The sequence below is a fragment of the Guptibacillus algicola genome (assembly GCF_020171805.1).
Taxonomy (GTDB): domain Bacteria; phylum Bacillota; class Bacilli; order Bacillales; family Guptibacillaceae; genus Guptibacillus; species Guptibacillus algicola.
In genome coordinates, this window is sequence record NZ_JAIVAF010000005.1 from 172,980 (window position 1) to 199,647 (window position 26,668).

Genomic DNA, 26,668 nt, shown 5'->3' on the forward strand with positions numbered 1-26,668 from the left:
CAAAATGAGTAGAAGAGAGGACATGTCGCACCGCTCATTCGTCAGAAAAGTAGAACTTTTACATGCAAAGGCTTACAGTTTGGGATTTATTTTTGTTTTTAGGGAAAAAAGAGTATCGTAGGGAGTAGAAGTCATATTAATGAGGTGAATACAATGAGTGATCTATTTACAAGCATGAAAGAGACAGTGAAGAACGGCAAGCCAACGATTGTTTTTCCAGAAGGTACAGATGAGAGAGTTCTTGTAGCCGCAAATCGTCTTGCAGAGGATGGCATCTTAAAACCAATTGTTGTTGGTGGAGAAGAAGCAGTGAAGGACAAAGCATCAACATTACATGTTGAACTTCATCAAGATCTACAAATCCTTGATCCAGCAAGCTATTCAGAAATGGACGCTCTTGTTGAGTCATTCGTAGAACGTCGTAAAGGAAAAGCAACAGCAGAACAAGCTCAAGAAATTCTTCTTGATGTGAATTACTTTGGAACAATGCTCGTTCACACAGGAAAAGCTGATGGCCTTGTAAGTGGTGCTGCTCACTCTACTGGCGATACGGTTCGTCCGGCTCTTCAAATTATCAAAACAAAAGAAGGCATCAAAAAGACATCTGGTGCGTTCGTAATGGTAAAAGGCGATCAGAAATATGTATTTGCTGACTGTGCAATCAACATTGCCCCCGATAGCAATGACCTTGCTGAAATCGCCGTTTCCGGCGCGGAAACAGCTAAGATGTTTGGAATCGATCCAAAAGTAGCGATGCTAAGCTTCTCAACAAAAGGTTCAGCTGTATCTCCTGAAACTGAAAAAGTGATGGAAGCAACACGGATCGCAAAAGAAAAAGCACCTGATCTTGTTATCGATGGTGAGTTCCAATTCGACGCTGCATTCGTTCCTGAAGTAGCAAAGAAGAAAGCACCTGAATCGCCACTTGAAGGGCAAGCGAATGTATTTGTATTCCCAGGTCTTGAAGCAGGTAACATCGGGTACAAAATGGTTCAACGTCTCGGCGGTTTTGAAGCAGTAGGACCCGTCCTACAAGGTCTAAACAAGCCAGTTAACGACCTATCAAGAGGTTGCAGTGAAGAAGATGTTTACAAGCTAGCGCTAATTACAGCGATGCAGAGTTTATAAGGTTCATTAAAGACTGTCGACACGAGTTCGGCAGTCTTTTTTTCAATTCACGGTAGGTTCGCGGATATATTTTTGTTTTAGCGGATATATCCATAGATTGCGCGGATATAATACGAAAATCGCTGATATACCACCAATTTCCCATCATAAAAAAACACCCGAAACAACTTTCGGGTGCTTTTAATAATTATTTATATAGTGCTTTCTCATTTCGTGTGAAAACACGCTGATAATTGTAGTCGTACAGAGATAACTCAGGTATCGAAAGGTGTTGAGTCGTCAATGTCCCAGCGTATTTATTCAGCGTTTTAAGCGTTCGCATCATCACATCACTAACGGACAAGCTCTCTCCAATCAATTCGCTCAATGAAGCCATCGTTTCTGGAACAATTGTTGGATAGCTAAATTTAGTTTCTTCGCCATTTAGGGAACGCTCGTAAAACTCCTTGATTAGTTCTGCGCGATCTGAACCACTTCCGTCTACACACAGGTAAACCTGAACTGCAACGCCTCCACGAAGGCGTCTCTGAGAAATTCCTGCGAACTTTTGTCCATTAATACTAAGGTCATAGCGGCCTGGACAATAGGAGCCGACAATTTCGCGATCTTCTATAGTAACCCCATATGGTGAAAGAATTTCCTGAATGAAATCAACCATGGATTCGTACCCTTTGTCGATTCCCATTTCCTGCGCTTTCTCTGCAAACACAAGTGAGAGGTTCAAAACACCGCTATCCAGTACAACCGCAAGTCCTCCTGAATTTCTAACGATGACCTTATAGCCTTGTTGCTTTAAGTATTCGATCCCACGCTCAACGCTTGGGAGACGTGTGTCTTGTATACCGAGTACAATCGTATCGTGATGAACCCACGAGCGCATGACAGGCGAAGAATCGCCGCTTCCTGTTGAGTTGCATAACGTATCATCCATTGCAAAAGATTGTAGTGCATCGAATGAGGGTCCTAGAGTAGATTGGTCTATTATTCGCCATTCTGGCTGGTAAAGTACTGAGTCATTCGCCATAGCTATTTCCTTTCTGTTGCTAATCTTTTGCTATTATAGCACGAAAAAATACTCATCTTCAGATTACATATTGCGACAATATTTCCCGGGAGATGACATATTATTATGTTTGAACCAAATGGGAATGGTGGAATATAGGTTACTAGATAATTATGGGAGGTGAAGGGATGCCACGAGCAACTGACAGACCTGGAGAAGGAATGTATAAGTGTACAAATTGTGGTCAGGAAATGACTATTTAAAAAGATAGTGATCAGTTACCACCATGTCCAAGTTGTGGAAATAATACATTTAATGCCGCATAAAAGAGCATAACACCTTAGAGTTGGAAAGTACGGGAAAACTTCTCGTACTTTCTTCTTAGTTTTAACGACTTTTTGCCTTTAAAACCTTTATTTCACAGTAAATTTGTGAACTTACTAAGTTAAGATAATTTTGCGAGAATTGTCTAAAATGCTATAATAATATTTGTGTGTTTACTAGTTAGCGAGTAAGAGAGCGAGCAAAGGAAAAACAACATGAGATGTAAGTGCTTTCATAAAAGCGAGACAGCAAACGAATGACTTGCATAGAAACCATTCAAGAAAGGGGTAGTGTCCATGAAGCTAACGGTTAAGATTATTGCCGGTTTAGTGTTGGGTATTTTAGTTGGTGTAATATTTAACTTGTTTGCACCAGGTGCGTTTGGACCTGTAGATCAGTATTTTCTAAGTCCAGTCGGACAAATCTTCTTAAACTTAATTAAAATGCTAGTTGTACCGATTGTGTTCTTCTCGATCGTAGTAGGTACAGCTGGAATCAGTGATCCTAAGAAGCTAGGTCGTATGGGAGGAAAAACAGTAGGCTTTTTCCTAGTAACGACGACCATCGCTATTTCGATCGCTATGGCACTTGCTTATCTAATCAAACCTGGTGTGGAAGGCTCATTCTCCGGCCAGAGTGATTTTGAGGCGGAGGAAGCACCTCCAGTAATGGATACGATTCTGAACATTATCCCGACGAACCCTCTTCAGGCTTTAACAGAAGGGAACATGCTGCAAATCATCGCCTTTGCTATATTCATAGGGTTTGCACTTGCAGTCCTTGGCGACAAAACAAAGGCGCTGCGTGACCTTATGGAACAAGGTAACGATGTCATGATGTATTTAGTTAAAATTATTATGGAAACTGCTCCATACGGAGCGTTCGCTTTGATCGCCTCTGCTGTCGGTGGTCAAGGTAAAGAAGCACTGCAATCCATGGGTATGTACTTTATTGTCGTGCTGGTTGCACTGCTTATACATGCACTCGTTACGTATAGTAGTGCTATTTACTTGCTGGGTAAAGAGAATCCGCTTAAATTCTTTAAAGCTTTTTCACCAGCAATGGCCGTTGCATTCAGTACGTCATCTAGTAGTGGTACACTTCCTGTCTCTATGAAAACAGCTCAGGAAAACTTAAAGATCCCTAAACAGATCAGTAGTTTTGTTCAGCCTCTAGGGGCGACGATCAATATGGACGGAACAGCGATCATGCAGGGTGTTGCAACCGTCTTTATCGCACAGATAACTGGAATCGATCTTACATTCACGCAGCTCATCATCGTTGTTGTGACCGCAACTCTTGCAAGTATCGGTACAGCCGGTGTTCCTGGTGTAGGACTCATCATGCTTGCGATGGTTCTAAATCAAGTTGGACTTCCTGTAGAGCCGATCGGTTTAATTCTTGCAGTGGATCGATTGCTTGATATGACACGAACTGCAGTTAATATTACAGGTGATGCTGCATGTGCTCTTTATATTAAAAAATCAGAGGAAAAAAGAGAAAAAGCTGCAGCAACTGCTGCTGAAGGTTTCAATGGCTAAATTTTCTCGACAAATCCCTTGTTTTTTAACTTTAAAACCTTCTTCTACCTGTCCTTTGGACGGGTGGGGGAAGGTTTCTTTTTGGTATAATTTGAGCTATAATAAGGGGATGAATTTGACGGAAGGGGTCCAATGCTGAGATGCTCGAACGATTAAACGAAGAAAAAGTATTTAAAGATCCAGTTCATCGCTATATCCATGTTCGCTACCGTTTAATCTGGGAGCTCATTGGAACGAAAGAGTTTCAACGCCTTCGCCGGGTTAGACAGTTAGGAACAACCTATTTAACGTTTCACGGTGCTGAGCATAGTCGCTTCAGTCACTCTCTCGGTGTTTATGAAATCGTTAGAAGAATCAACGAGATCTTCTCTCAATATGACGGTTGGAACGAAGAAAACAGATTGTTAAGTATGTGTGCAGCACTTCTTCATGATGTTGGACATGGCCCGTTTTCCCATTCGTTCGAGAAAGTATTTGGATTCGACCATGAAGATTTCACTAGAATGGTCATATTGGGTGATACGGAAATTAATCAGATCCTTCGTAAGGTGAGCGCAAGTTTTCCTGAAGAAGTAGCAGATGTTATTGCAAAAACGCATGACAACAAACTAGTCGTTTCCTTAATATCCAGTCAGATCGACGCGGACCGTATGGATTATTTGTTGCGTGACGCTTACTTCACTGGCGTGAGCTACGGACAGTTTGATATTGAACGGATTCTGCGCGTAATGAGACCAGGTGATGATCAAATCGTCATAAAGCAAAGTGGTATGCATGCTGTTGAAGATTACATCATGAGTCGCTATCAGATGTATTGGCAAATCTATTTCCACCCTGTAACGAGAAGTGCGGAAGTGATTTTAAGCAAGATTTTGCATCGAGCAAAGAAGCTTTATCTCGAAGGGTACTCATTTAAGCATGAACCGAAACATTTTCACTCTCTTTTTAAAGAAAATATCAGTCTTGAAGATTTCTTAAAGCTTGATGAATCTGTTGTGATGTTCTATTTTCAAATATGGCAAGAAGAGGACGATCCAATTCTCCGCGATCTTTGCGAGCGTTTCATGAATCGACGGTTGTTTAAGTACGTAGAATTCAATCCGATGGAGAAAATGAACGATTGGAGAGAGCTATACGACTCCTTTAAAGAAGCTGGGATCGATCCTGATTACTATTTAGAAGTCGATTCTTCTTCAGATCTTCCATATGATTTCTACCGTCCAGGAGAAGAGGAAGAAAGACTTCCGATCCATCTCCTTAAACCAGGTGGAGATTTAAGGGAACTTTCTCGTGAATCTGAAGTTGTAGAAGCCATATCGGGCAAGAAGCGTACAGATCACAAGCTCTATTATCCCGCAGATATTATCATGCAGGGGAACACAAAAGCCACTCGTCGCATTAGGTCATTGCTACAATTAGATTAACTGTTCAAAAAGAAACCTGCTGTGATGAAGTGCGCTTCCTCTGCAGGCCAAAACGATAGTAGATATAAATAGCTTTTTGGACAACCTGTCAAAAGAAAAATGGGGAGGGGTACAGGTTGCTAGAAGATCATGCGAAAGTCATTACTGTATTAAAAGAAGCGGGAGAAGTTACCGGACGGAAAAAGCTTCAGAAAATCATATATATTTGTAAGAAATTGCAGTTTCCATTTAACGAAAAGTATCAATTTCATTTTTATGGTCCGTATTCTGAGGAACTAACGCTTCGAGTTGAAGAGCTTTGCAATCTTGGGCTTGTCGCAGAAGTGAAGGAAAGCAAGGGGAATTACTACCAATACAAGTATTCCGTAACGGATCAAGGAACTGAATTTCTAGGACATTACAATTTAGATTTTCCTTCTTTAAATGAGTGTATCTTAAAAATGAACGGAGAAAGCTCGCGTTTTCTTGAGCTGGTTTCAACCGTATTATTCTTTGATAAGCTTACGAAAGATGAAGTGATTGAGAAGATCCAAACGATTAAACGAAAACAAAATTATTCAAGTGATGAGATCGAAGAGGCTTACGCATTTATTAATGGTCTTAACAGCTTGCTTCAATAGAATACTAGTTCAATAGAAAAAGGTGCACGAAGTAAATTCGGCACCTTTTTCGTCTAACCTTTAAGAGGGATTTTTTTCGATAGTGTTGTCTGGAGCTTGCTGACATTAACCTTTGTGAGAATATAGCCAGATAAAATTAAGAGTCCTATCATAAGTAGAGAAAAGACCAACGTGCTGAGGTATGGAAGAACAAGCTGCAGCAAACCAGGGATCGACTCTGCCAGCAGAAAGACGATTGAAAAGGATGATAACACATGAAAGGTGATACCAGCTGAAAGCCCGACGCTTTCTCGACTCTCTAAGAGAGAAGGCATCCAACCAATCGCTACTATTGAATAAATAATAAGAGCAAGAACCATGGTTAAGATCCCATAGATTACGTTGTGCTGGAAGTTGCTGAGTTGGAGAAGCACTATGTAAATGAGAGTAGATACTATACCAATTCCAGCACCGATCGATACTGGTGAATACAAACGTTCCTTCATCACAAATCTCCACCTTTCTATTACGATTATTTCGAGCGTATTACAATAAATACCCTGTTAACGTTTAGTATAATCTTTCCGGTACAAAAGGTTATGAGAAAAATGTCGAGACTAGTAATAGAATTTGTCGATTGATAAAAAAGGTTCGAAAGACTCATATAGAAGAAAAGGAGTGTTCAATATGGATAGAATAAACACTGCGATCGTAGGTTTCGGATTTTCAGGTGCAACGTTCCATGCTCCTGTGATGAAATCAGTGAAGAATTTACATATTACGACGGTTGTTTCGTCTAATCCTGAGAAAGTTTTGTCCGCACTTCCAGAGGTAGATGTTCGACCATCCATTGAAGACGTGATAAGTAACAATGATATAGAGCTTGTTGTTATTACAACACCGAATGAATTCCACTTCCCTATGGCTAAAAAAGCGCTAGAAGCTGGTAAGCACGTCGTTCTTGAGAAACCTTTTGCAGTAAATGTTTCAGAGTGTGAAACGCTTATTGATGTGGCAGAAGAGAATGGGTGTATCTTAAGTGTTTATCATAATAGGCGTTTTGATAACGATTTTCTAACGATTAAAAAGCTAGTAGACGAGAATACTCTAGGTGAAGTGTACACGTATGAGGCGCATTATGATCGCTATCGTGCCGAAGTACGTGACAGATGGAGAGAGCAAGATAAGAAGGGATCGGGTATTCTTTTTGATCTTGGCTCCCACTTGATCGATCAAGCTCTTTCTCTTTTTGGAGAACCAGACAGTGTGATAGCAGATGTAGTGGCACAGCGTGAAGGTGCAAAGACGGATGATTATTTCCACCTTATTTTAAAATACGGAGTCAAACGAGTGATCTTGCATGGAGGGTCGCTTGTGCAGAAACCAGGCCCGCGCTATCAAATTCATGGTATGGAAGGGTCATTCGTGAAGTGGGGAATTGATCCTCAAGAAGAAGCGCTTAAGAACGGGCAGATCCCAGGAGGACCTGGATGGGGTGAAGATTCTAAGCGGGATTATGGAATGCTTACTTCAGGAAATGAGGAGAGGAAAGTTCCTACCGTTCCAGGATCCTATCAAGAGTATTATGAAGGAATCGTTCGTTCGATTAAAGAAGGCGACGCTGCGCCTGTAACGGCTCAGGAAGCGTTGAACGTGATCAAATGTATCGAACTGGCATTGAAGAGTAGTGCTACAAACCGCACCATTGAGTGGAAGTAAAAAGAACGAGGTGGCCCACTCGGCCATCTCGTTCTTTTGGTTACTGCTTATCCTTTAACTGTTACTTGAATAATAGAATCAGCCCATTTAAGAGCTTCGATATAGCTGTTTTGTAAAGCATCACTGGTGATTGTCAACGTATTGAGATGAGAGGAAAGCTCTTGCCAATCGTTCTGTTCCACAGCTTTAATGATACTCAAGATTTGATGGTATTCTGTTTGTTGAGAGTTCATCAAAGTTTGTTTAATCACGTCGTCAATCGGTAGCTCATCTAGAACTTCTTCCATAGGTCGCTGCAAGATCGTATCGAGTAACGAAAACATTCCTACTAGTGAAGCCTGATGTGGATTCACGTTAATTTTCTTTGCTACTAACTCTGCTAGCTTGGCTCGTGTTAAAGAGAGATGAAGAATTTCTGAAGATTGCTCAGTATCCTTTGTAACCATTAGGATCAAGATCCATTTCTTCACCTCTGCGAGTCCTAATAATACGATTGCCTGCTTCACATTACTTACCTTTACTCTAAGTCCGAGTGAATTGATCAAGCGTAATAGTTTATAAGAAAGAGCAACATCTTTTTCAGCTAAGGTAGCGACTGCTTGAATATCAGGTGACGGCTGATTGATCTCGCTCAGAATCTGAATATAAAGTTGCGGCATCGGTTTAAGATCCTTCGTAGAAAGGATGGACGGCTTACTGAAAAAATATCCTTGAAACAGTTCGAATCCAAGACCTTTTGCCTCCTCGAACTCTTCTAACGTTTCCACCTTTTCAGCTAGAAACTGTATGGGGAGGTGACGGTAGCGATCCATGATTTCGATGCGTTTCTCTTTCGATGTTCCAAGGAAATCAACTTTGATGATATCGATCACGTGCAAAATGTTCTCGTAATTACCAAAATCCGTGAAGTCATCGATGGCAATTTTGTAGCCATCGGCTTTAAAGCTCTCACACTTCTTTATAATTTCCTCCGTTATTTCAATATCTTCTAGTAACTCGATGATAATAGATTCAGGTGAAAATAGTTTAGGTGTTTCATCAAGGATCAAATCTTTCGTGAAATTAATAAAGCACTTTTTTTGGTCAGATAATTTATCTAGTCCAAACGTTAAATAAGAATGAGAGATGACTTCTGCTGTTGCTTGGTTACCATCAAACCCGTCAAAAGAATTGAGGTTTCCGGTTCTATGTAATAATTCATATCCAAACAGCTGCTTGTCGACTGTTAAAATCGGCTGACGCCCGATAAATACGTCCACTTTATACCTCCAGAAGGAAATTTATTACTATTACCTTGAATTTATTATAATGGAATATCAAGGTAATTGAAACGTTAATTAAATTAAAAGAAGACCTGTTCAATTTGAAGGAGGTCTTTTCAGCTATGTTGGAAAGCCTTTATTCATTTGTTCCCTATGCCGTAGGAGTTCGAACCGCTTGCTCTCCTGTGGACGAACCCCGAATCTCCTCGCCGCGGAAAGCGAGCATCATTGAGCGGAAATCATCACCAAATCCCTGGCAGGTGGTTCTAAAGTCTTTCTCGATAATCTGAAAAGACCTGCTCCAATAGAAGCAGGTCCTTTGATTAAGCATGCGGTAGAAATGCTAGTTGATAGAAGAAGAGGACGGCAAATAGGTACAGAAGCGGGTGAACCTCGCGTCCTTTTCCTTTCACTAATTTCAGAATAGGATAAGTGATGAAACCAAGTGCGATTCCAGTCGCAATGCTTGATGTGAGCGGCATGGTTAATACGATAAGAAATGCTGGGAAAGCTTCATCGAATTCATTCCATTCAATCTTACCAACAGCGCTGATCATCAAGCTTCCGACAATAATCAGCGTTGGAGCTGTAATAGCAGAAAGTCCTGATACGGCACCAACGAGTGGACCGAAGAAAGCAGCAGCGATAAAGAGACCCGCGACAACTACTGATGTTAAACCCGTACGCCCTCCAGATGCGACACCTGAAGAAGATTCAATATAAGCACTCGTTGGACTCGTTCCGAAAATAGCTCCGACTGTTGTTCCGATTGAATCTGCAAGAAGTGCCTGACGTGCGCGAGGCATTTTCTTCCCTTTCATTAGTCCAGCTTGTTCGGCTACACCTACCATCGTACCTGTTGTATCAAACAGCGTAACTAGTAAGAAAGAGAAAACAACGGCATATAAACCATATTCGATCATGTCTTTAAAAGCTTGAAGGGGACTTCCGAACACAAATAGATCAGGTGAAGATGGTGAACCGACAAGCCCTTCTTTGAATTCAAGGTGACCTGTTAGAATGGCAATGATTGCAGTAGCGATCATACCGAAGAATAATGCTCCATGTATATTACGTGCCATCAGAATGAGTGTGATGATCAATCCTCCAAGTGCGAGTAACACTTCTGGAGAATGAAGGTTACCGAGCGTAACGAGGTTCTCTTTGTCAGCAACGATGATCCCTGTCATACGTAAACCGATAAACGCTATGAATAAACCGATACCTGCTGTGATACCGAGCTTCAAATTCGTTGGGATCGCCTCGATTAGCTTTTCACGAAACGGTGTAAGTGAAAGGATGATAAATAGTAGTCCAGCAATAAATACGGCGCCGAATGCTACTTGATAAGAAACGCCTGGTTGGCTTCCTACAACAGAAAAAGCAAAATAAGCATTAAGCCCCATACCAGGAGCGATCGCAATCGGATAGTTAGCAAACAGACCCATCCAAAGTGTACCGACTACAGCTGAGATGATCGTTGCCATGAAAACCGTATCGAATGGCACTCCAGTTGATGAAAGAATGATAGGATTTACAATAACAATATAGACCATCGTTAAGAACGTGGTGATACCGGCTAGAAATTCAGTTTTAACGCTTGTTCCATTTTCTTTTAGACGGAAAAAGGAGTTTAACATACAATACCTCCTGCAAATACGAACGATTTTTAAACACAATCTCTATATTATTCGTAAAAGAGATTTTTAGCAAGGGTAAATTAGTAATTTTCCTTTTATATCAGCATAGGGGCTCCTGGATGAATACACTATTGTGTGTATGATAAAATAGTAGCGGAGAATAATGAACAGAGGAGGTCGTTCAACGTGGCAAAAGATGAAGAAAAGAAGCCGAAGAAAAAGCCTTCAACAAGCTTTAATATTTTGAGTGGTGATTCTACAGATGGTCATGGAGGATATGGTGTTGGAACCATTAACCTTGATAACGTATCACCAGTAATCATCGACCCTACGACAGACGAAGTTTATGTAGATATCGGTGCTTTGCATGCAAGAAGCGCGCTTGAAAAGCGTAAAAAGCTAGTCAAAACAAAAGAAGAGGTACCTAATGGTCATACAGCATGGATCGTCTGGGTCACACTTCAACGAACAGAAGAAGGACCACTTTATTATGGCATAGGAGCATGTGAATTCTTCTTGAACGCGGAGGCGAAGCGTGCTTGGAAGAGTATGCCTGAACATGTGAACAACATGGATAAGTCCATGAAAGGGCGAGTAGTTGTTGATCATATGGATGATAAATCAAGAGAGATGCTTCGAAATTATTTAATCGACTTCGATAAAGAGGTTTACGATCGCTCTAGTGATGAGTTGAAACAAGCACTTGAGAAATAAGTTTTGACCTTTTTTTGAACAAGTAATGAAAACGCTTGAGCTTTCAAAAGAGTAGGATTAAAATTAGAGTACACAGCACATATAGCTAGGACGCGAAGCAGCCCGGAGAAGTTTCTCCGGGCTGCTTTGTTTTTGATATACTTATCCTAAATAATGGTTAGGAGTGATCGACGTGTGGAAACAGTTTCCTCGTGAGAAAAAACAAGATCTTATCGAACGCATTCAAATGTACTTTTATAATGAACGTGACGAAGAGATCGGTGAACTTGCTGCAGAAAATTTCCTTCATTTCATCATGTCAGAAATGGGCCCATCCTTTTACAACAGAGGAGTGAAGGATGCGATCGGAATGACAGAGCAAAAGTGGATAAGCATCGAGCAAGATTTGGATTCATTGATCAAACCAGACCCAGAAGTGAAGAGATAAGTAAAAGGACGCCATGAGTAGCGTCCTTTTTTGGTGAAGTTTTTTAGCCTTGATAGTAAAAAGAAGGTTTTTTTAATATAAATAACTATTCTAGTTGATTGGAGCGGAAAGCAACCAACTCTTTTAAAAGGTTACCTTATCCAGTTAAAGAAACGGTCCAAGAACCCTTTCTTATCTTCTTGAAGGTCCTGTTGGTGATGGGCATCTACGTGAACATCACACACTTCGTGAGGTTCGCTTCCTTCTATATAATAGGTCAGCCTCTTGTTTGGACAATCTTCATCTGCAATCTTTCCTGTTTGCGGATCGATTTCAATTCCAACCACACCTTCAGGAGCCTTGAATTCCTTCACTTTCTCTCCTTCTAGTGCATCCTCAACAAAATGAGCCCAGATTTTCTTTGCGTAGAACCCATCGTTTCGATGGTTTAGTTTCTTGCCTTCATCGTAACCAATCCATACGGACGTAGCGAGTTGTGGCGTGAAGCCTACCATCCAACTGTCAGTTGAGGTGGATCCGGTTTTTGCAGCAGCGGGTCTTGAAAGTAAATGATCGACCCCAGAACCCGTTACCTTTGTATAATCATTTAGGGATTCATCAAAAACTCCTGTCATCATGCTTGTTGTGACAAATGCAGCTTCCGGTTTCAACACTAGTTCATTTTTGGAATTATTTTCATAGATAAGGTTGCCGTCACGATCTGTCACTCTCTCGATGTAATGGGGTTCAACACTGTATCCTCCATTTGCAAGCATGCTGTAAGCTTCGGTCATTTCCAAAATCCCAACTGGCTTCGTTCCGAGTGCAAGAGAGGGGATCGCCGATAATTTACTCTTGATCCCGAACTTCTTTGCTGTATCGACGAGCGTCTTCTCTTCAAGAAACATATGCGTTTTAACGGCTACGATATTATCGGAAAGTGCGAGCGCTTGGGCGATGGTAATTTCATCATTTGCATATGCATCTCCATAGTTATGAGGTGAATAGGTCTTCTTATCACCATCATAATAAAAGTTCGTAGGCTCACTTCTAACAAGCGTAGACGGTGTGAAGCCATTGTTCATCGCAGCATAGTAGAGTAATGGTTTAAACGTTGACCCTGGTGTTCGTTTCGCCATCGTCGCACGGTTGAATTTACTTTCTGTGTAATCACGTCCTCCAACCATCGCCTTGATTGCCCCAGTTTTCGGATCCATGGAAACGAGTGCTGCTTGGATGTCACTTTCTTCTTCTATTGAATTTGAAACTAAGTCCTCAGCCTTTTTCTGCATGGCTGAATCTAACGTTGTGTAGACGTGAAGACCGCCTTCTTCAATGATTCTTTCATCTAACGAAAGTTTATTTCTTAATTCCTTTTTCACTTCAGCTGTAAAATAAGGAGCTGTTTCTGAATCTATTTTTTCCTCGTTGAAGGCCTGTAGCGCCATCGCTTCATTTTCAGCAGCGACTGCTTCAGCCTTAGTTAATTTGTTCGTTGTCACCATGGCATTCAAAACAGTGCGCTGTCGTTCTTTAGAACGATCTGAATCTGCATACGGAGAGTAGTAGCTTGGCCCTTTTGGAATTCCGGCAAGCATGGCCGATTCAGAAATAGAAAGTTCATCAGCTGCCTTACCAAAATACGACCTAGCAGCGGCTTCGACGCCATATGCGCCGTGTCCATAATAGATTGTGTTGAGATAGCCTTCTAGAATGTCTTCTTTTGAATAGTGAACTTCAAGTCGATAGGCATAGAATGCTTCAAGTACTTTACGCTTCCACGTTTTGTCGTGCTCTAGAAATAGATTCCTCGCGTATTGCTGCGTGATCGTACTCGCTCCTTGAACTTTCGCCATCGCTTTTAGGTCAGCCAGAACTGCCCCGCCAATTCGTTTAAAGTCAAATCCGAAATGATCGTAGAAGCTTCGATCTTCAATGGCGATCGTCGCATCGACCAAAGCAGGGGAAATATCGTCAAGCTTAACCCAATACCGATTTTGTCCACTCTGGTTGCTTTCTCCTATCACATTGTCATCAATATCATAATAAATCGTTGTTTGCGGTACCTGAAGAGGTGGTGCACCAACGAAAACGGCAAGCAAATAGATCGATCCTACTGATAGGCCGACAAAAAGTGTACCGATGACCATCAATCGTAAAAATAGTTTCCCCCAGCGCTTCCAATATTCAAAGCGTTCACTCATCGATTTCATGTGGTTCACCCCCACATTTCTTGTTTAAATCTAGTATGTGACAATAGGTAAACTCTTAAACACAACAATCTATAAAAATAATTGTCCACTTTCTGAATAGGATACAACTAATGAGTGTCATTTTGTACAGAGGGAGAGAGTGCAATGGAATACCTTATTGCGATCATTCTTGGGGTGGTTGAAGGGCTGACTGAATTCTTACCTGTATCATCTACGGGTCACTTAATTCTGACAGGCTACTGGTTACACTTTGTAGACGAGCGGGCGAAGACGTTTGAAATCGTTATCCAGCTTGGGGCGATTCTTGCGGTAGTGGTGATGTATAGAAAAAGGTTTATCGACTTATTTTCATTTAAAGAAGGTGATGGACTTTCTCTTATGCACATTATCCTAGGGATGATTCCTGCTATCATAGCAGGGTTCTTACTTCATAACGTCATCAAAACGTATCTATTTTCTCCATATACGGTCGTCTTTGGCCTCGTTTTAGGTGGCGTATTTATGATTCTAGCAGACGTAAAGAGAACAGCTTCCGTAACCTCTGATTTAGACGACCTCACGCTGAAACAAGCTTTTTCGATTGGAGTTTTTCAGTGTCTCGCATTGTGGCCTGGCTTTTCACGATCTGGAGCAACAATTTCTGGTGGGGTATTGCTTGGTACGACGCATAAGACGGCCGCAGAATTTTCGTTTATATTAGCAGTACCTATGATGGTTGCTGCAAGTGGGTTTGATCTTCTGAAAAGCTATAAGTATTTGACTGTTGCAGACATACCTATGTTTGCTGTTGGTTTCGTCGTAGCATTTCTTGTTGCGCTTATTGCTATTGTAACATTTATCCGATTTATCGAGCGCGTCCGCCTCATTCCATTTGCAATCTACCGGTTTATTCTTGCTTTCTTCGTGTGGATGATTCTTTTCTAACCGAAGTGAAAAATTCTCTTGCTTTTTTATAGAAGTAAACTATACTTTTCTTGTGCTTTACGATTAATGATAGGATAGAAAACGGATAGTATAAAATAAGATAACTTTTAGATTCACATAGGGCTTTTTGCGATATACTAAGCCTGTTTTGAGATAACTGAATCGGGAACAGCTTAGATAAAGAGATAGACTTTGAGGAGTGGTAGAGATGGAATTATGGTATACAGAGAAACAGACAGAGCGCTTTGGCATAACAGCGAAAATTAAACAAACGCTTCACACAGAACAAACAGATTTCCAGCGCCTAGACGTAATCGAAACAGAAGAGTTTGGAAAGATGCTCGTATTAGATGGCATGGTCATGACGACAGAGAAGGATGAGTTTGTTTACCATGAGATGGTCGCTCACGTACCCCTTTTCACGCATCCGAACCCAAAACATGTACTCGTCGTTGGTGGCGGTGACGGTGGAGTGATTCGAGAAGTACTGAAGCACCCTTCAGTAGAAAAAGCAGTTCTAGTCGAAATCGATGGAAAAGTAATCGAGTACTCAAAGAAATATTTACCTACAATTGCTGGGGAACTTGAAAATGAGCGCGTCGAAGTTCTAGTAGCTGATGGCTTTATGCATATCGCGGAAAGTGAGAATGACTATGATGTGATCATGGTAGATTCAACTGAGCCAGTTGGCCCAGCTGCGAAGCTATTTGAAAGAGGATTTTACGAAGGAATTTCAAAAGCCTTGAAGGAAGATGGTATCTTTGTCGCTCAAACGGACAACCCGTGGTTCAAGGCAGACCTTATTTCTCAAGTTCAAAACGATGTGAAGGAAATCTTCCCAATCACACGTGTTTATACAGCTAATATCCCTACGTATCCGAGCGGTCTATGGACATTTACGATTGGTTCGAAGAAAGTAGATCCCCTAGAAGTTGAAGAAAGCCGTTTCCATGAAATCGATACGAAATATTATACAAAAGAACTTCACAGTGCGTGTTTCGCACTTCCTAAATTTGTACAGGATCTTTTGAAATAAGGAGAGCAGCTATGAAATTTGATGAGGCTTATTCAGGAAATGTATTTATTTTGAGCAACCCCTCATTTGAAGATAGTGATGTTGTGATTTATGGTATGCCGATGGACTGGACAGTAAGCTTTCGACCTGGATCAAGGTTTGGTCCAGCTCGCATAAGGGAAGCATCACTCGGGCTTGAGGAGTATAGTCCATACATGGACAAGCACCTTGAAGAAATCCGTTATTTTGACGCAGGCGATATTCCGCTACCTTTTGGAAATCCTGAGCGAAGCATCGATCTTATCGAAGAATACATTGATTCCTTGCTAGAAAAAGGAAAGTTTCCACTCGGTATGGGAGGAGAGCATCTTGTAACATGGCCGATTATTAAAGCCTTCAACAAAAAATATGAAGACCTTGCTGTTATTCATATCGATGCTCATGCGGATCTTCGAGAAGAGTACGAAGGAGAGGCGCTATCTCATTCCACTCCTGTTCGGAAAATATGTGGTTTGATCGGTGCAGAGAATGTGTTCTCATTTGGAATTCGTTCTGGAATGCGAGAAGAGTTTCAATTTGCTAAGGACTCCGGAATGCATATGTCGAAGTTCGAAGTAGTTGAACCTTTGAAGAACATTCTTCCATCACTTAAAGGCCGAAACGTCTACGTAACGATTGATATCGATGTATTGGATCCAGCGTATGCACCTGGTACAGGGACAGCTGAGGCTGGAGGTATTTCTTCAAAAGAATTGCTAGAGGCAATCTCGTTGATCGCAAACGCTGGTGTGCGTGTTGTTGGAGCTGATTTAGTCGAGGTAGCACCAGTTTATGACCCTTCAGAAAAGACGCCGATCGCAGCAAGTAAATTCATTCGAGAAATGCTACTCGGGTGGACTCACAAAGAATAAAATTGGACAGAGGCTGTATTCAATTTGAATACAGCCTCTTTTTCTCATATAATAAGAAAGTTAATGATGTGTAAGGACGTGAATTCGATGAGCGATCATCCGATCAATTTGACGATTGAATCTAGAATTCAATCTGGTAAGGAAAAAGAAACTTCTAATCATACTATTCAAGGGAAGCTAATCGAGAAAGGGAACTCCCTTTACTTACGATACGAAGAAGACCTTGAAATCGGACAGGTTTCTACAACTGTAAAAATAGATAATCAGCAGGTGACGGTAATCCGTAGAGGGGCGCTTTCGATGCGCCAGAGCTTTGCGCCAGGGCAGCTTTCAGAAAGCCTCTATAAAACGCCGTTCGGTTCTATGCCGATGCAAATTCGTACAGAACGAATCGAGCAGCTGGTCGATCGAGAACAAAACAAAGGGCGTTTGACCCTTCGCTATATGCTATATCTTGAAGAAGACGAAACGCAGCGACATGAGCTGTCGCTAAGCTGGAAAGGAGCAAGTCAATGAACAGTGTTGAGCAAAAGAAAGAACAGTTGAAAGAAGAGATAAAAGTTGCCGTCATTCAAGCGGGACTCGCGAGTGAGAGTGAGATTCCTGAGGTAATTCTTGAATCTCCCAAAGATAAAGCGCATGGTGACTATGCGACGAACATGGCCATGCAACTTGCTCGTATTGCTAAGAAAGCACCTAGAGCCATTGCAGAAGATATCAAAGCTAACTTAGATATGGACAAAGCATCTATTAAGCAAATTGATATTGCTGGGCCTGGCTTTATTAACTTTTTTATGGAAACGAGTTATTTGAACGAGCTTATCCCAATGATCCTCGAAAAAGGCAGTGATTATGGAAAGTCGTCCAACAAAAATGAAAAAATCCAAGTAGAGTTTGTTTCCGCGAACCCTACCGGAAGCCTTCACTTAGGACATGCTCGTGGTGCAGCTTACGGTGACACGCTCTGCAATATCCTTGAACGCGCAGGATATGAGGTATCAAGAGAATATTACATTAATGATGCGGGAAATCAGATTCATAACCTAGCGCTTTCACTTGAAGCACGTTACATGCAAGCACTCGGTATGGAAAAAGAGATGCCTGAAGACGGTTATCAAGGACAAGATATCGTTCAGTTCGGTAAAGATCTAGCTGAAAAAGATGGCGATCGCCTTCTTGAGCTTGATGAAAAAGAACGTTATCAGTACTTCCGTGACTATGGCCTTGAGCGAGAGCTTGAGAAATTGAAGAAAGACTTAGCAGAATTTGGCGTTGAATTCGATGTTTGGTTCTCTGAAACATCACTCTATACGTCTGGAAAGATCGACAAGGTCCTTGCTAAGCTTCATGAGCGCGGTGAAACGTTTGAAGAAGACGGCGCAACATGGTTCCGCTCAACGGAATATGGTGACGACAAAAACCGTGTCTTGATTAAAGGTGATGGCTCGTACACTTACCTAACTCCAGACATTTCATATCACCAAGATAAGCTTGACCGTGGATTCGATAAGCTGATCAACATTTGGGGCGCTGATCATCATGGGTATATTCCTAGAATGAAAGCGGCGATCGAAGCACTAGGGTATAAGAGAGAACAGCTCGAAGTAGAGATTATTCAGATGGTGAATCTGTTTAAAGACGGCGAGAAAATGAAGATGAGTAAACGTACAGGTAAAGCCGTTACGCTTCGAGAGTTGATGGACGAAGTAGGAATCGATGCGATGCGTTATTTCTTCTCTATGAGAAGCTCTGATTCTCACCTAGACTTTGATATGGACCTTGCTGTTTCGAGATCCAATGAAAACCCAGTTTATTACGTACAGTACGCGCATGCGAGAGTGTGCAGCATGCTTCGTCAAGGGAAAGAGATGGAATTGAAGGAAGATGCAGATCTATCACTCATTTCTTCTGAGAAAGAAATAGATCTTCTGAAGAAGCTTGGAGAGCTTCCTGAAGCAATCGCTGAAGCAGCTGATAAGCGTATGACGCACCGCATTACGAACTATGCGTTCGAACTTGCTGCAGCACTTCATAGCTTTTATAATGCTGAACGTGTACTTGACCCTGAAAACCTCCAGTTGAGTGCAGCTCGCTTTAAATTGATGCAGGCTGTTCAGCAAACGATCCAAAACACGCTTGAAATCATTGGTGTATCAGCGCCAGAAAAGATGTAACTCATACAAAAACGTCAGGAGCACTCCTGACGTTTTTTTCATACTTAATAATCAATTCGACCAGAGTGACTTCCCCATATTTCAAACGGCTTTTTACTATCGGCTAAATCGATGTGATGAAAGGGAATGAGTCGCTCGTGAGGTGGTTTTTCAATCTCATTATAGATAAGCGCATCATCAAACCCTGACTCTGCAGCTTCAAGTCGCGTTGCAGCAAAATACACGTTTTGGGGTCGAGACCAATAAATGGCTCCAAGACACATTGGACATGGTTCACAGCTTGAATAAATGGTGCAACCTGTAAGCTGGTGAGCTCCGATGTTCGTACATGCGTCTCTTATCGCAACAACCTCCGCATGAGCGGTCGGATCGTTGGTGGACGTAACCTGGTTATTACCTTGACCAACAATTCGTCCGTCTTTTACGACGATCGCACCAAAAGGTCCGCCTTGATTGCTCATTACGCTAGTAGTTGCTAGCTTTATCGCTTCATTTAACCAATCTTCATGTGTCATAGACCTCATCACACTCCTTGTAATAAACTATTAGACAAAGAAGAGGATATACCTATCGTTAGTATCTTGTGTAAGCGACATCGTTATGTAAATAATTCCATGGTGTATCGTGTTATGTTTTTGATAGAATAGTCTAGTTGCAACTTTGAGCGGATTTACACCAAGCTTTTGAAAGTCGGAGTGCTTCAATACGTCTTCATATTCCTCAGTAACTACGGGGATACTTTAAAATAAAAGGAGCGATTTTATGAAAATGGTTTTACTTGCCATTATGACCGGATTTATTGTCGGTTTGGTATTTGCGATTTTCAAGCTACCGATTCCTGCTCCTCCAGCGTTTGCAGGAATCGCCGGAATTATTGGTATTTACCTTGGCTTTAGGGCTTATGAGTATTTCTCAGGAGCATTCTTTAATTAACAATTATTTTGTAAGATAACAATGCTTTCGCTCAAACCTGACGAAAGCATTTTATTTACTCAAGATAAGGACTGATTATATGCCATATGCTTATTTGAAAAATGCAAGAATATTTTATGAAGACGAAGGTGAAGGTTTGCCATTAATCTTTCTTCATCCTCCTGGAATGGGACATGCTGTTTTCCATAAACAAAAGGAACTCACACGTTTTTTTCGTGTTTTGCTGTTTGATATGAGGGGACATGGAAAGAGCTCATCGGGTAACGATGAGCTGTCAATTTCCCTTCTAGCAGATGATCTGGAAAACTTCATGGATGCTCTCCATATCGATCGTGCTGTTATTATTGGTTATTCGAGTGGAGGCAGTATAGCTCAGGAATTTGCCATTAATCATCAACATCGAGTGGTCGCCCTCGTGTTATGTGGAGGCTTCCCTGAGGTTAATGACCCTTTTCTTAATCTGGAGTTTAAAGCAGGAATTTCTCTTGCATATAACCTGAAAGCTCTTTCCTGGATTATAGCGAAAAGCCATGCAAAAACGGATGCTGAGTTTCGAATACTACGTTCTTATATTCAAATGACAGATCCAGAGGTATTAAAACAGTTCTATGTAAAAGGGCGCTTATACACCTGTGTAGAAAAGCTTCCCGATTTACATATTCCCTTATTACATTTAACCGGTCAATTTGCATTTTATTTTCATCATTATCAGACAATGTATGAAAAAGCCGTTCCCTCTGTAAGGACTGTTAGGGTATCAAATACTTTTCATGAAATACCAACGAAATCATCTAGAGAATTTAATCACGCATTACTGGCATTTCTCACTTCCATAAAAGCGTACTCCCATCCAATCGTTTAACTCCACGAATCGACGAAAGATCTTCTACCAATTTAAGGGCAGCAAGGTCTTTTTTCTTTGCTTCAATCATGATGTCGGCATCTTCACCATGTTCTTTAAGCATCTCAAGAAAAGGTAAAGCAAATTCAGGGTCAACATAATCGGCGTGGCTTCTGTAGGCACTTTCTGATTTTGGTGAGGATAAATGATATTTCACGGAAACGCCGCGATTTTTCCACGTGTTTTCAACGCGTTCGAAAAAGCGGTCTGGAAGTCCATTCCCCTGATTTGCCATATGATGGTGATAATCAAAGATAAACGGCACGCCTGTTTCTTCGCACACATCTAACGTTTCTTCAGCGTTATATGTTTTATCGTCGTTTTCTAGCGTAATTCGGGACTTGATTCGTTCTGGAACCGTTTCGAAATTTTGGTGAAATCGCTCTAGCGTAGCTTCTTTGTCACCATATGCACCACCGATGTGAATATTTGTGATGGCACTGTTATCGAGACCCATCAATTCAAGCATGGACGTATGATATTCAAGGTCGATCACTGCATTTTCAGTTACTTGCTGTCTCGGACTTGTGAATAGTGTGAACTGATTTGGGTGAAAGCTCACTCTAAGGTTATGTTTTTTAACAAGGTCGCCAATTTCTTTGAACTTTTCTCGAAAAGGCGTTTGATAGTCCCATTTCACTTCAGGGTGGGTAGCTAAAGGGACGATCGATGAAGACATTCGATAAAGCTTTATTTCATGAGCAATATTGTAATGCAGCGCTCGTAATGTGTTCGTTAAGTTTGTATCCGTTACGGATAGAAGCTTGTCCTCTCGTTCCTCTTTGGAGAGTTTGCTGTAACGAGCAAACGTCATCGTTCGAGCGGGAGTTGCTTCATATAATGCAAGTGCATGTGATACATAACCAAACCGCAGTTTCATGGAGTGAGCATCCTTTCAAATGTGTTACTACATACATTCCCTGCTATGATTGTACGAAACCGCATGTAGAGCGTTGTTTATAGAAAAGGGGAGAGGGCTCTTGCGATCGGACCGATAAGACGGTTTTTCACCGTTCTATCTTTCAACCTTTTTAAGTGAAGGGGTTCTGATTGCACAATATCTCGTTCGATGGTTTCTTTAACTTTTCTAATCGTCTCTTGGTCACGAAAGATGCAGTTGATCTCGCCATTGATCGTAAAACTCCTCATATCGAAATTAGCTGTTCCGATGTCACATACGTGATCGTCGACCAACAATACCTTAGCATGGAAAAATCCGTTCATATACTGATGAATGTCACATCCTGCTTCGATGAGTTCAACCAGGTAGGGGAATGATGCTTCTTGTACAAATGGATGGTCTGCTCGTATCGGTAGAATGATTTTCACATTCACGCCTCTACCCACAGCACGTAGAATACTCTTCTGTACGTTAGCCCCTGGGATGTAGTATGGAGTACCGATGTAGATTGAAGTTACTGCTTGGTCGATAAGAGAAATAAACATGCCTTCGACGTTGCTCCCATTCGTTATGTGAAGGTTTACGGTCGCATTCCCCTCAGGTAGTGATGGGAAAAAGTCGTCATCTAGTTTGGTGGCATTGTTTTCTCGAGTCCAGTCTGATAAAAACTGTTTTTGTAGTTCGTACACTGCTTCACCCTGAAATCGTAAGTGATAATCACGCCAATAGCCAAACTTCGGATCTTTCCCCGCGTACTCTTTTCCAATGTTGAATCCACCCATATAACCAACTTTCCCATCGATCACGGTTATCTTCCTGTGATTTCTTTCGTTAAGAGACGTAAATAAGAGAGGGAAGGTCGCTTTTCTAGAATACGAAAAGTGGATTCCACATTCTTTCATTTTCCTGATCGTGCTTTTTTTTATATTTTTGCTTCCGATATAGTCGACCAGCAACTTAACGCTTACGCCAGAGGAAGCTTTCTCACAAAGTTTATCGATGAATTCATTTCCTGTTTTATCATCTCGTAAGATAAAGAACATCATATGAATGTGCTTTTCAGCTGCATCGAGGTCTTTTAACAAAATGCGAAAAAAATCATCTCCATCTGACACGAAATCTAAATCAGCTGATATTTCTTTCATGAGTGAAGCAGAATTCTTTCTTCGTTTCATCGCTCCTAATGTAAGATCGATCGACATCCAGATCAACACTACAAAAATAAGGATAAAAAAGACCATTCGACACACCTCGATTCAAATAAAATCCATAAAAATAGTTTGCCCAAAATAATAAAAACTAAAAAAGTTCCCTGACTGAATGCTCATTCAGTGAAATATATGTTATAATTTATTCAGAAAATTACTTTCATTCTGACTTAAAGCGTTTTCATAAAGTTGTTCGAACAGTCGGGGGACATAACTCTTGTTCAACATCCAAGGTAAAGCGTTCTTACAAGAAAGAATGACATGAAAGGAGATTTTGCCAACATGGATGTTTTATTGATCATCAACTGGATTGCTTTCATTGTTGTAACCGCTTACGCATTCTTCTTATTTGGGTACGTTGTTAAAACGCGTTATGAATTTATTAAGCTAGGAAAGAAAGCAGAATTCGATCGCTCCATGAAAGAACGACTTGAAGCGATCGTTGTAAAAGTATTTGGGCAAAAGAAATTATTAAAGGATAAGAAGAGTGGAACCATCCATGTCATGATGTTCTACGGTTTCCTACTCGTTCAGTTCGGTGCCATCGATATGGTTATCAAAGGTCTTTCACCTGGATCACATCTACCGCTTGGACCATTGTATCCAGCGTTTACATTCTTCCAAGAACTTGTGACCGTCATGATCCTTGTAGCCGTTATCTGGGCATTTTACAGACGATATATCGAGGCGATCGCTCGATTGAAAAAAGGTTTTAAAGCAGGACTTGTCCTACTATTTATCGGATTACTAATGGTTTCTGTCCTTTTCGGAAACGGAATGGAAATAATTTGGCATAATATCGAATATTCTTGGAGTGCTCCTATAGCATCTGCCATCGCATTTGTTTTCTCTTGGATTAACGAGACTGCAGCCATCGCGCTATTCTTTTTCTCATGGTGGGTTCATCTTCTCGTATTGTTAACGTTCCTCGTGTATGTACCACAATCGAAGCATGCACACTTAATTGCAGGACCAGTTAACGTATTCCTTGGTCGTACACATAAGGTTGGACAGCTTGCATCGATCGATTTTGAAGATGAGAGCAAAGAAACATACGGTGTAAATACGATTGAAGACTTTAACCAAAAGCAGCTTGTTGATCTCTACGCATGTGTAGAATGTGGACGCTGTACAAACATGTGCCCAGCGACAGCTACTGGTAAGATCCTTTCTCCAATGGAGCTGATCGTGAAGCTTCGTAATCATTTAACTGAAAAAGGCGCTGCAGTAACATCTAGAACACCTTGGATGCCAGCATACGCTTTCTCAGATACTTCTGGTAATCAGCTCGCTTATGAAGCACGTGGCCAGCAGGAGACGGCAGCTACGGCTGAAAGTCTTGTCGGTGATGAGTTGATTGGTAGCGTTATCACAGAAGAAGAAATCTGGGCATGTACAACGTGCCGTAACTGTGAAGATCAGTGCCCGGTTGAAAACGAGCACGTGGACAAGATCATCGATATGCGTCGTCACCTCGTCCTTATGGAAGGAAAGATGGACAGCGACGTTCAGCGTGCGATCACAAACATCGAGCGTCAAGGTAACCCTTGGGGAATCAGTCGTAAAGAGCGTGAGAACTGGCGCGACATGCGTGATGATATCGTTGTACCAACAGTGAAAGAGAAAGAAAAAGCTGGTGAAGAGTTTGAATACCTTTTCTGGGTTGGCTCAATGGGATCTTACGATAATCGAAGCCAGAAAATCGCAGCTTCATTTGCCAAAATCATGAATGAAGCAGGCATTTCCTTTGCGATCCTCGGAAACAAAGAGAAGAATTCAGGAGATACGCCTCGTCGTGTAGGGAATGAGTTTTTATTCCAGGATCTCGCACAGAAAAACATCGAGACGTTCCAGAAACATAACATTTCAAAAATCGTTACGATCGACCCTCATGCTTATAACTCTCTAAAAAATGAGTATCCAGAGTTTGGACTTGAAGCAGAGGTTTATCACCATACAGAACTTTTATATGACTGGATTAAAGAAGGAAAACTGAAGCCTGTAAACGAGGTCAATGAAAGAATCACGTATCACGATTCCTGTTACCTTGGAAGGTACAACGAAGTATACGATCCGCCACGTGAAATCTTACGCAGTATCCCTGGCGTAGAGGTAATCGAAATGGATCGAAATCGTGAAAACGGAATGTGCTGTGGTGCTGGTGGTGGTCTAATGTGGACGGAAGAAGATACAGGTTCACGTATCAACGTTACTAGAACTGAACAAGCACTAAGCGTGAAGCCATCTGTTATCGGAAGCGCTTGTCCGTATTGCTTAACGATGATGAGTGATGGTACTAAGGCAAAAGAAGCAGAAGAAGAAGTTGCTACACTTGATATCGTCGAAATCCTTGAACGTTCGATCGTTCAAGAAGAAGCGATTGTTCAATAAGAAGGCACAAAAGGAAGCTTATGCGGGAGGGAACTCCGGTGTGAGCTCCTTCCTTTGTGTTTTATTATGAGAAAACAGGGTGAACGAGCGTTCAGTCGCTTATGTATCAGGATTTTTGAGAGCGTTTTCAACTAATTGAGGAGGTTTTTAGAATGGGCAAAACAGTTATTGTGAGTGGAGTTAGAACACCTTTTGGAAAATTCGGCGGAGCACTTAAATCTCTGGAAGCTTCACAGCTAGGTGGCATTGCAATCAAGGAATCATTGAAGCGCGCAGGTATCGACGGAGATCAAGTCGGTGAAGTCATCATGGGTTCAGTCCTTCAAGGTGGTCAGGGTCAGATTCCATCTCGTCAGGCAGCAAGACATGCTGGAATTCCTTGGGAAGTGAAAACGGAAACGATCAACAAAGTATGTGCATCTGGACTTCGTAGTGTCACGATGGCTGATCAAATCATTCGCGCAGGTGATGAAGAAGTAATCGTCGCAGGTGGTATGGAATCGATGAGCAATGCGCCTTACATTATGAAAGAAGCACGCTTTGGGATGCGTATGGGAGATAAGAAAATCGTCGACCTTATGGTACATGATGGTCTTACGTGCTCATTCGATGGATGCCATATGGGTGTTTACGGAAATACGACGGCAGAGGAATATGAAGTATCAAGAGAAGAACAAGACAAATGGGCTTTTAGAAGTCAAGAGCGCGCTGTAAAGGCAATGGAAGAGGGGATTTTCGCTGAAGAAATCGTACCTGTTGAAGTGCCACAGCGTAAAGGCGAGCCGCTTTTGGTCGAGCACGATGAGGCGCCTAGAAAAGGAACAACAGTTGAGAGTCTTGGAAATCTAAAGCCGGTATTTGGTGCTGACGGAACGATCACTGCAGGAAATGCGCCTGGCGTCAACGATGGAGCAGGTGCGCTTGTATTGATGTCTGAAGAACGTGCAGAAAAAGAAGGCAAAGAGACAATGGCAACGATTCTTGCTCATACAGCGATCGCGGTGGAAGCGAAAGACTTCCCGCAAACGCCAGGCCTCGTAATTAATGAACTACTTAAGAAAACAGGCAAGACACTCGACGATATCGATTTGTTTGAAATAAACGAAGCATTTGCAGCTGTTGCACTCGCAAGCGGAAAAATTGCTTCCTTAGATGAAGAAAAGGTTAATGTTCATGGCGGTGCAGTTGCTCTAGGTCATCCGATCGGCGCTAGTGGTTCACGCATTCTAATCACGCTTGTTCATGAGTTGAAAAGACGCGGCGGTGGCGTAGGTATTGCAGCGATATGCAGTGGCGGCGGTCAAGGCGATGCAATCATGGTGCAGGTATAACTAAGA

At 41.7% G+C, this 26,668-nt stretch carries 24 protein-coding genes; 16 read left to right on the forward strand and 8 right to left on the reverse strand.

Translation table 11 applies throughout. From position 1 onward, the window contains the following. Positions 1–153 precede the first annotated feature (153 nt). On the forward strand, positions 154–1,128 hold the full coding sequence (gene pta, locus LCM09_RS16695; protein ID WP_224884243.1) for a phosphate acetyltransferase: 975 nt from the start codon (positions 154–156) through the stop codon (positions 1,126–1,128). 187 nt (positions 1,129–1,315) lie between these two features. Here the strand turns inward: pta and lipL are convergent, their stop codons facing one another. Further along, positions 1,316–2,152 (reverse strand): octanoyl-[GcvH]:protein N-octanoyltransferase, encoded by an 837-nt coding sequence (lipL, locus tag LCM09_RS16700; protein ID WP_224884245.1) that lies wholly within the window; start codon positions 2,150–2,152, stop codon positions 1,316–1,318. Between the two features lie 599 nt (positions 2,153–2,751). Between lipL and LCM09_RS16705 the strand changes: the two genes are divergently transcribed. From LCM09_RS16705 to LCM09_RS16715, 3 genes are all read left to right on the forward strand, one after another. After that, on the forward strand, positions 2,752–3,996 hold the full coding sequence (locus tag LCM09_RS16705; RefSeq protein ID WP_224884247.1) for a dicarboxylate/amino acid:cation symporter: 1,245 nt from the start codon (positions 2,752–2,754) through the stop codon (positions 3,994–3,996). A 140-nt stretch (positions 3,997–4,136) separates the two neighbouring features. Then, the gene (locus tag LCM09_RS16710) at positions 4,137–5,420 is read left to right on the forward strand and encodes an HD domain-containing protein (protein ID WP_224884249.1); all 1,284 of its coding nucleotides are present in this window, start codon (positions 4,137–4,139) and stop codon (positions 5,418–5,420) included. A 116-nt stretch (positions 5,421–5,536) separates the two neighbouring features. Continuing rightward, entirely contained in the window at positions 5,537–6,040 is a 504-nt protein-coding gene (locus tag LCM09_RS16715; RefSeq protein ID WP_224884251.1) for a YwgA family protein, read from the forward strand. A gap of 53 nt (positions 6,041–6,093) precedes the next feature. On the opposite strand, the gene LCM09_RS16720 is transcribed toward LCM09_RS16715, so the two are convergent. Continuing rightward, positions 6,094–6,525, reverse strand: a complete 432-nt coding sequence (locus tag LCM09_RS16720; RefSeq protein ID WP_224884253.1) for a hypothetical protein — start codon at positions 6,523–6,525, stop codon at positions 6,094–6,096. A 181-nt stretch (positions 6,526–6,706) separates the two neighbouring features. On the opposite strand from LCM09_RS16720, the gene LCM09_RS16725 reads away from it, so the two are divergent. Continuing rightward, on the forward strand, positions 6,707–7,738 hold the full coding sequence (locus LCM09_RS16725) for an oxidoreductase (protein WP_224884255.1): 1,032 nt from the start codon (positions 6,707–6,709) through the stop codon (positions 7,736–7,738). Positions 7,739–7,785: 47 nt separating this feature from the next. On the opposite strand, the gene LCM09_RS16730 is transcribed toward LCM09_RS16725, so the two are convergent. Both LCM09_RS16730 and LCM09_RS16735 read right to left on the reverse strand, forming a co-directional pair. Next, positions 7,786–8,997, reverse strand: coding sequence for an EAL and HDOD domain-containing protein (locus LCM09_RS16730; RefSeq protein ID WP_224884257.1), 1,212 nt, complete (start codon positions 8,995–8,997; stop codon positions 7,786–7,788). 326 nt (positions 8,998–9,323) lie between these two features. Next, positions 9,324–10,640, reverse strand: coding sequence for an NCS2 family permease (locus tag LCM09_RS16735; protein WP_224884260.1), 1,317 nt, complete (start codon positions 10,638–10,640; stop codon positions 9,324–9,326). 186 nt (positions 10,641–10,826) lie between these two features. Between LCM09_RS16735 and LCM09_RS16740 the strand changes: the two genes are divergently transcribed. Both LCM09_RS16740 and LCM09_RS16745 read left to right on the forward strand, forming a co-directional pair. Then, on the forward strand, positions 10,827–11,354 hold the full coding sequence (locus LCM09_RS16740; protein WP_224884262.1) for a YwhD family protein: 528 nt from the start codon (positions 10,827–10,829) through the stop codon (positions 11,352–11,354). Positions 11,355–11,526: 172 nt separating this feature from the next. Continuing rightward, entirely contained in the window at positions 11,527–11,781 is a 255-nt protein-coding gene (locus LCM09_RS16745) for a DUF2164 domain-containing protein (RefSeq protein WP_224884264.1), read from the forward strand. Positions 11,782–11,912: 131 nt separating this feature from the next. Here the strand turns inward: LCM09_RS16745 and LCM09_RS16750 are convergent, their stop codons facing one another. Next, positions 11,913–13,973 carry a transglycosylase domain-containing protein gene (locus LCM09_RS16750; RefSeq protein WP_224884266.1) on the reverse strand — a complete coding sequence of 687 codons (2,061 nt, stop codon included), beginning with the start codon at positions 13,971–13,973 and terminating at the stop codon, positions 11,913–11,915. Between the two features lie 144 nt (positions 13,974–14,117). Between LCM09_RS16750 and bacA the strand changes: the two genes are divergently transcribed. The 5 genes from bacA to argS all read left to right on the forward strand — a co-directional run bounded on the left by bacA (position 14,118) and on the right by argS (position 18,997). After that, a complete protein-coding gene (gene bacA, locus LCM09_RS16755; protein ID WP_224884268.1) occupies positions 14,118–14,897 on the forward strand; it encodes an undecaprenyl-diphosphate phosphatase in 780 nt (259 codons plus the stop codon). Between the two features lie 208 nt (positions 14,898–15,105). Then, positions 15,106–15,933 carry a polyamine aminopropyltransferase gene (gene speE / locus LCM09_RS16760; RefSeq protein WP_224884269.1) on the forward strand — a complete coding sequence of 276 codons (828 nt, stop codon included), beginning with the start codon at positions 15,106–15,108 and terminating at the stop codon, positions 15,931–15,933. An 11-nt stretch (positions 15,934–15,944) separates the two neighbouring features. After that, positions 15,945–16,823: an agmatinase gene (gene speB / locus LCM09_RS16765; RefSeq protein ID WP_224884271.1), complete on the forward strand. Its 879-nt coding sequence runs from the start codon at positions 15,945–15,947 to the stop codon at positions 16,821–16,823. A gap of 87 nt (positions 16,824–16,910) precedes the next feature. Continuing rightward, complete coding sequence (locus LCM09_RS16770; protein WP_224884273.1) at positions 16,911–17,339, forward strand: YwiB family protein; 429 nt, start codon at positions 16,911–16,913, stop codon at positions 17,337–17,339. Further along, on the forward strand, positions 17,336–18,997 hold the full coding sequence (gene argS, locus LCM09_RS16775; protein WP_224884274.1) for an arginine--tRNA ligase: 1,662 nt from the start codon (positions 17,336–17,338) through the stop codon (positions 18,995–18,997). Before LCM09_RS16770 ends, argS begins: the two co-directional genes overlap by 4 nt. 44 nt (positions 18,998–19,041) lie before the next feature. On the opposite strand, the gene LCM09_RS16780 is transcribed toward argS, so the two are convergent. Beyond that, positions 19,042–19,512: a nucleoside deaminase gene (locus LCM09_RS16780; RefSeq protein WP_224884276.1), complete on the reverse strand. Its 471-nt coding sequence runs from the start codon at positions 19,510–19,512 to the stop codon at positions 19,042–19,044. Between the two features lie 247 nt (positions 19,513–19,759). On the opposite strand from LCM09_RS16780, the gene LCM09_RS16785 reads away from it, so the two are divergent. After that, positions 19,760–19,930: a XapX domain-containing protein gene (locus LCM09_RS16785; protein ID WP_224884278.1), complete on the forward strand. Its 171-nt coding sequence runs from the start codon at positions 19,760–19,762 to the stop codon at positions 19,928–19,930. Between the two features lie 79 nt (positions 19,931–20,009). Next, positions 20,010–20,792 carry an alpha/beta fold hydrolase gene (locus tag LCM09_RS16790; RefSeq protein ID WP_224884280.1) on the forward strand — a complete coding sequence of 261 codons (783 nt, stop codon included), beginning with the start codon at positions 20,010–20,012 and terminating at the stop codon, positions 20,790–20,792. Here LCM09_RS16790 and uvsE read toward each other — a convergent pair. Continuing rightward, positions 20,755–21,711 carry a UV DNA damage repair endonuclease UvsE gene (gene uvsE / locus LCM09_RS16795; RefSeq protein WP_224884282.1) on the reverse strand — a complete coding sequence of 319 codons (957 nt, stop codon included), beginning with the start codon at positions 21,709–21,711 and terminating at the stop codon, positions 20,755–20,757. The two genes, LCM09_RS16790 and uvsE, sit on opposite strands and share 38 nt — an antisense overlap. 77 nt (positions 21,712–21,788) lie before the next feature. Next, positions 21,789–22,973, reverse strand: coding sequence for a cardiolipin synthase (gene cls, locus LCM09_RS16800; RefSeq protein ID WP_224884284.1), 1,185 nt, complete (start codon positions 22,971–22,973; stop codon positions 21,789–21,791). Positions 22,974–23,222: 249 nt separating this feature from the next. Here cls and LCM09_RS16805 point away from each other — a divergent pair, with 249 nt between their 5' ends. Together LCM09_RS16805 and LCM09_RS16810 are read left to right on the forward strand one after the other, a co-directional pair. Continuing rightward, positions 23,223–25,331 carry a (Fe-S)-binding protein gene (locus LCM09_RS16805; protein WP_224884286.1) on the forward strand — a complete coding sequence of 703 codons (2,109 nt, stop codon included), beginning with the start codon at positions 23,223–23,225 and terminating at the stop codon, positions 25,329–25,331. Positions 25,332–25,483: 152 nt separating this feature from the next. Continuing rightward, positions 25,484–26,662, forward strand: coding sequence for an acetyl-CoA C-acetyltransferase (locus tag LCM09_RS16810; RefSeq protein WP_224884288.1), 1,179 nt, complete (start codon positions 25,484–25,486; stop codon positions 26,660–26,662). Positions 26,663–26,668: the final 6 nt, after the last annotated feature.

Bases quoted from the DNA above. Each gene is read 5' to 3' on its own strand.
- LCM09_RS16735 (WP_224884260.1), bottom strand. From the start codon at position 10,640: ATGTTAAACTCCTTTTTCCGTCTAAAAGAAAATGGAACAAGCGTTAAA.
- LCM09_RS16785 (WP_224884278.1), top strand. From the start codon at position 19,760: ATGAAAATGGTTTTACTTGCCATTATGACCGGATTTATTGTCGGTTTG.
- uvsE (WP_224884282.1), bottom strand. From the start codon at position 21,711: ATGAAACTGCGGTTTGGTTATGTATCACATGCACTTGCATTATATGAA.
- pta (WP_224884243.1), top strand. From the start codon at position 154: ATGAGTGATCTATTTACAAGCATGAAAGAGACAGTGAAGAACGGCAAG.
- bacA (WP_224884268.1), top strand. From the start codon at position 14,118: ATGGAATACCTTATTGCGATCATTCTTGGGGTGGTTGAAGGGCTGACT.
- LCM09_RS16710 (WP_224884249.1), top strand. From the start codon at position 4,137: ATGCTCGAACGATTAAACGAAGAAAAAGTATTTAAAGATCCAGTTCAT.
- LCM09_RS16790 (WP_224884280.1), top strand. From the start codon at position 20,010: ATGCCATATGCTTATTTGAAAAATGCAAGAATATTTTATGAAGACGAA.
- LCM09_RS16780 (WP_224884276.1), bottom strand. From the start codon at position 19,512: ATGACACATGAAGATTGGTTAAATGAAGCGATAAAGCTAGCAACTACT.
- LCM09_RS16810 (WP_224884288.1), top strand. From the start codon at position 25,484: ATGGGCAAAACAGTTATTGTGAGTGGAGTTAGAACACCTTTTGGAAAA.
- speB (WP_224884271.1), top strand. From the start codon at position 15,945: ATGAAATTTGATGAGGCTTATTCAGGAAATGTATTTATTTTGAGCAAC.
- cls (WP_224884284.1), bottom strand. From the start codon at position 22,973: ATGGTCTTTTTTATCCTTATTTTTGTAGTGTTGATCTGGATGTCGATC.
- LCM09_RS16805 (WP_224884286.1), top strand. From the start codon at position 23,223: ATGGATGTTTTATTGATCATCAACTGGATTGCTTTCATTGTTGTAACC.
- argS (WP_224884274.1), top strand. From the start codon at position 17,336: ATGAACAGTGTTGAGCAAAAGAAAGAACAGTTGAAAGAAGAGATAAAA.
- LCM09_RS16705 (WP_224884247.1), top strand. From the start codon at position 2,752: ATGAAGCTAACGGTTAAGATTATTGCCGGTTTAGTGTTGGGTATTTTA.
- LCM09_RS16720 (WP_224884253.1), bottom strand. From the start codon at position 6,525: ATGAAGGAACGTTTGTATTCACCAGTATCGATCGGTGCTGGAATTGGT.
- speE (WP_224884269.1), top strand. From the start codon at position 15,106: ATGGAATTATGGTATACAGAGAAACAGACAGAGCGCTTTGGCATAACA.
- lipL (WP_224884245.1), bottom strand. From the start codon at position 2,152: ATGGCGAATGACTCAGTACTTTACCAGCCAGAATGGCGAATAATAGAC.
- LCM09_RS16750 (WP_224884266.1), bottom strand. From the start codon at position 13,973: ATGAAATCGATGAGTGAACGCTTTGAATATTGGAAGCGCTGGGGGAAA.
- LCM09_RS16770 (WP_224884273.1), top strand. From the start codon at position 16,911: ATGAGCGATCATCCGATCAATTTGACGATTGAATCTAGAATTCAATCT.
- LCM09_RS16725 (WP_224884255.1), top strand. From the start codon at position 6,707: ATGGATAGAATAAACACTGCGATCGTAGGTTTCGGATTTTCAGGTGCA.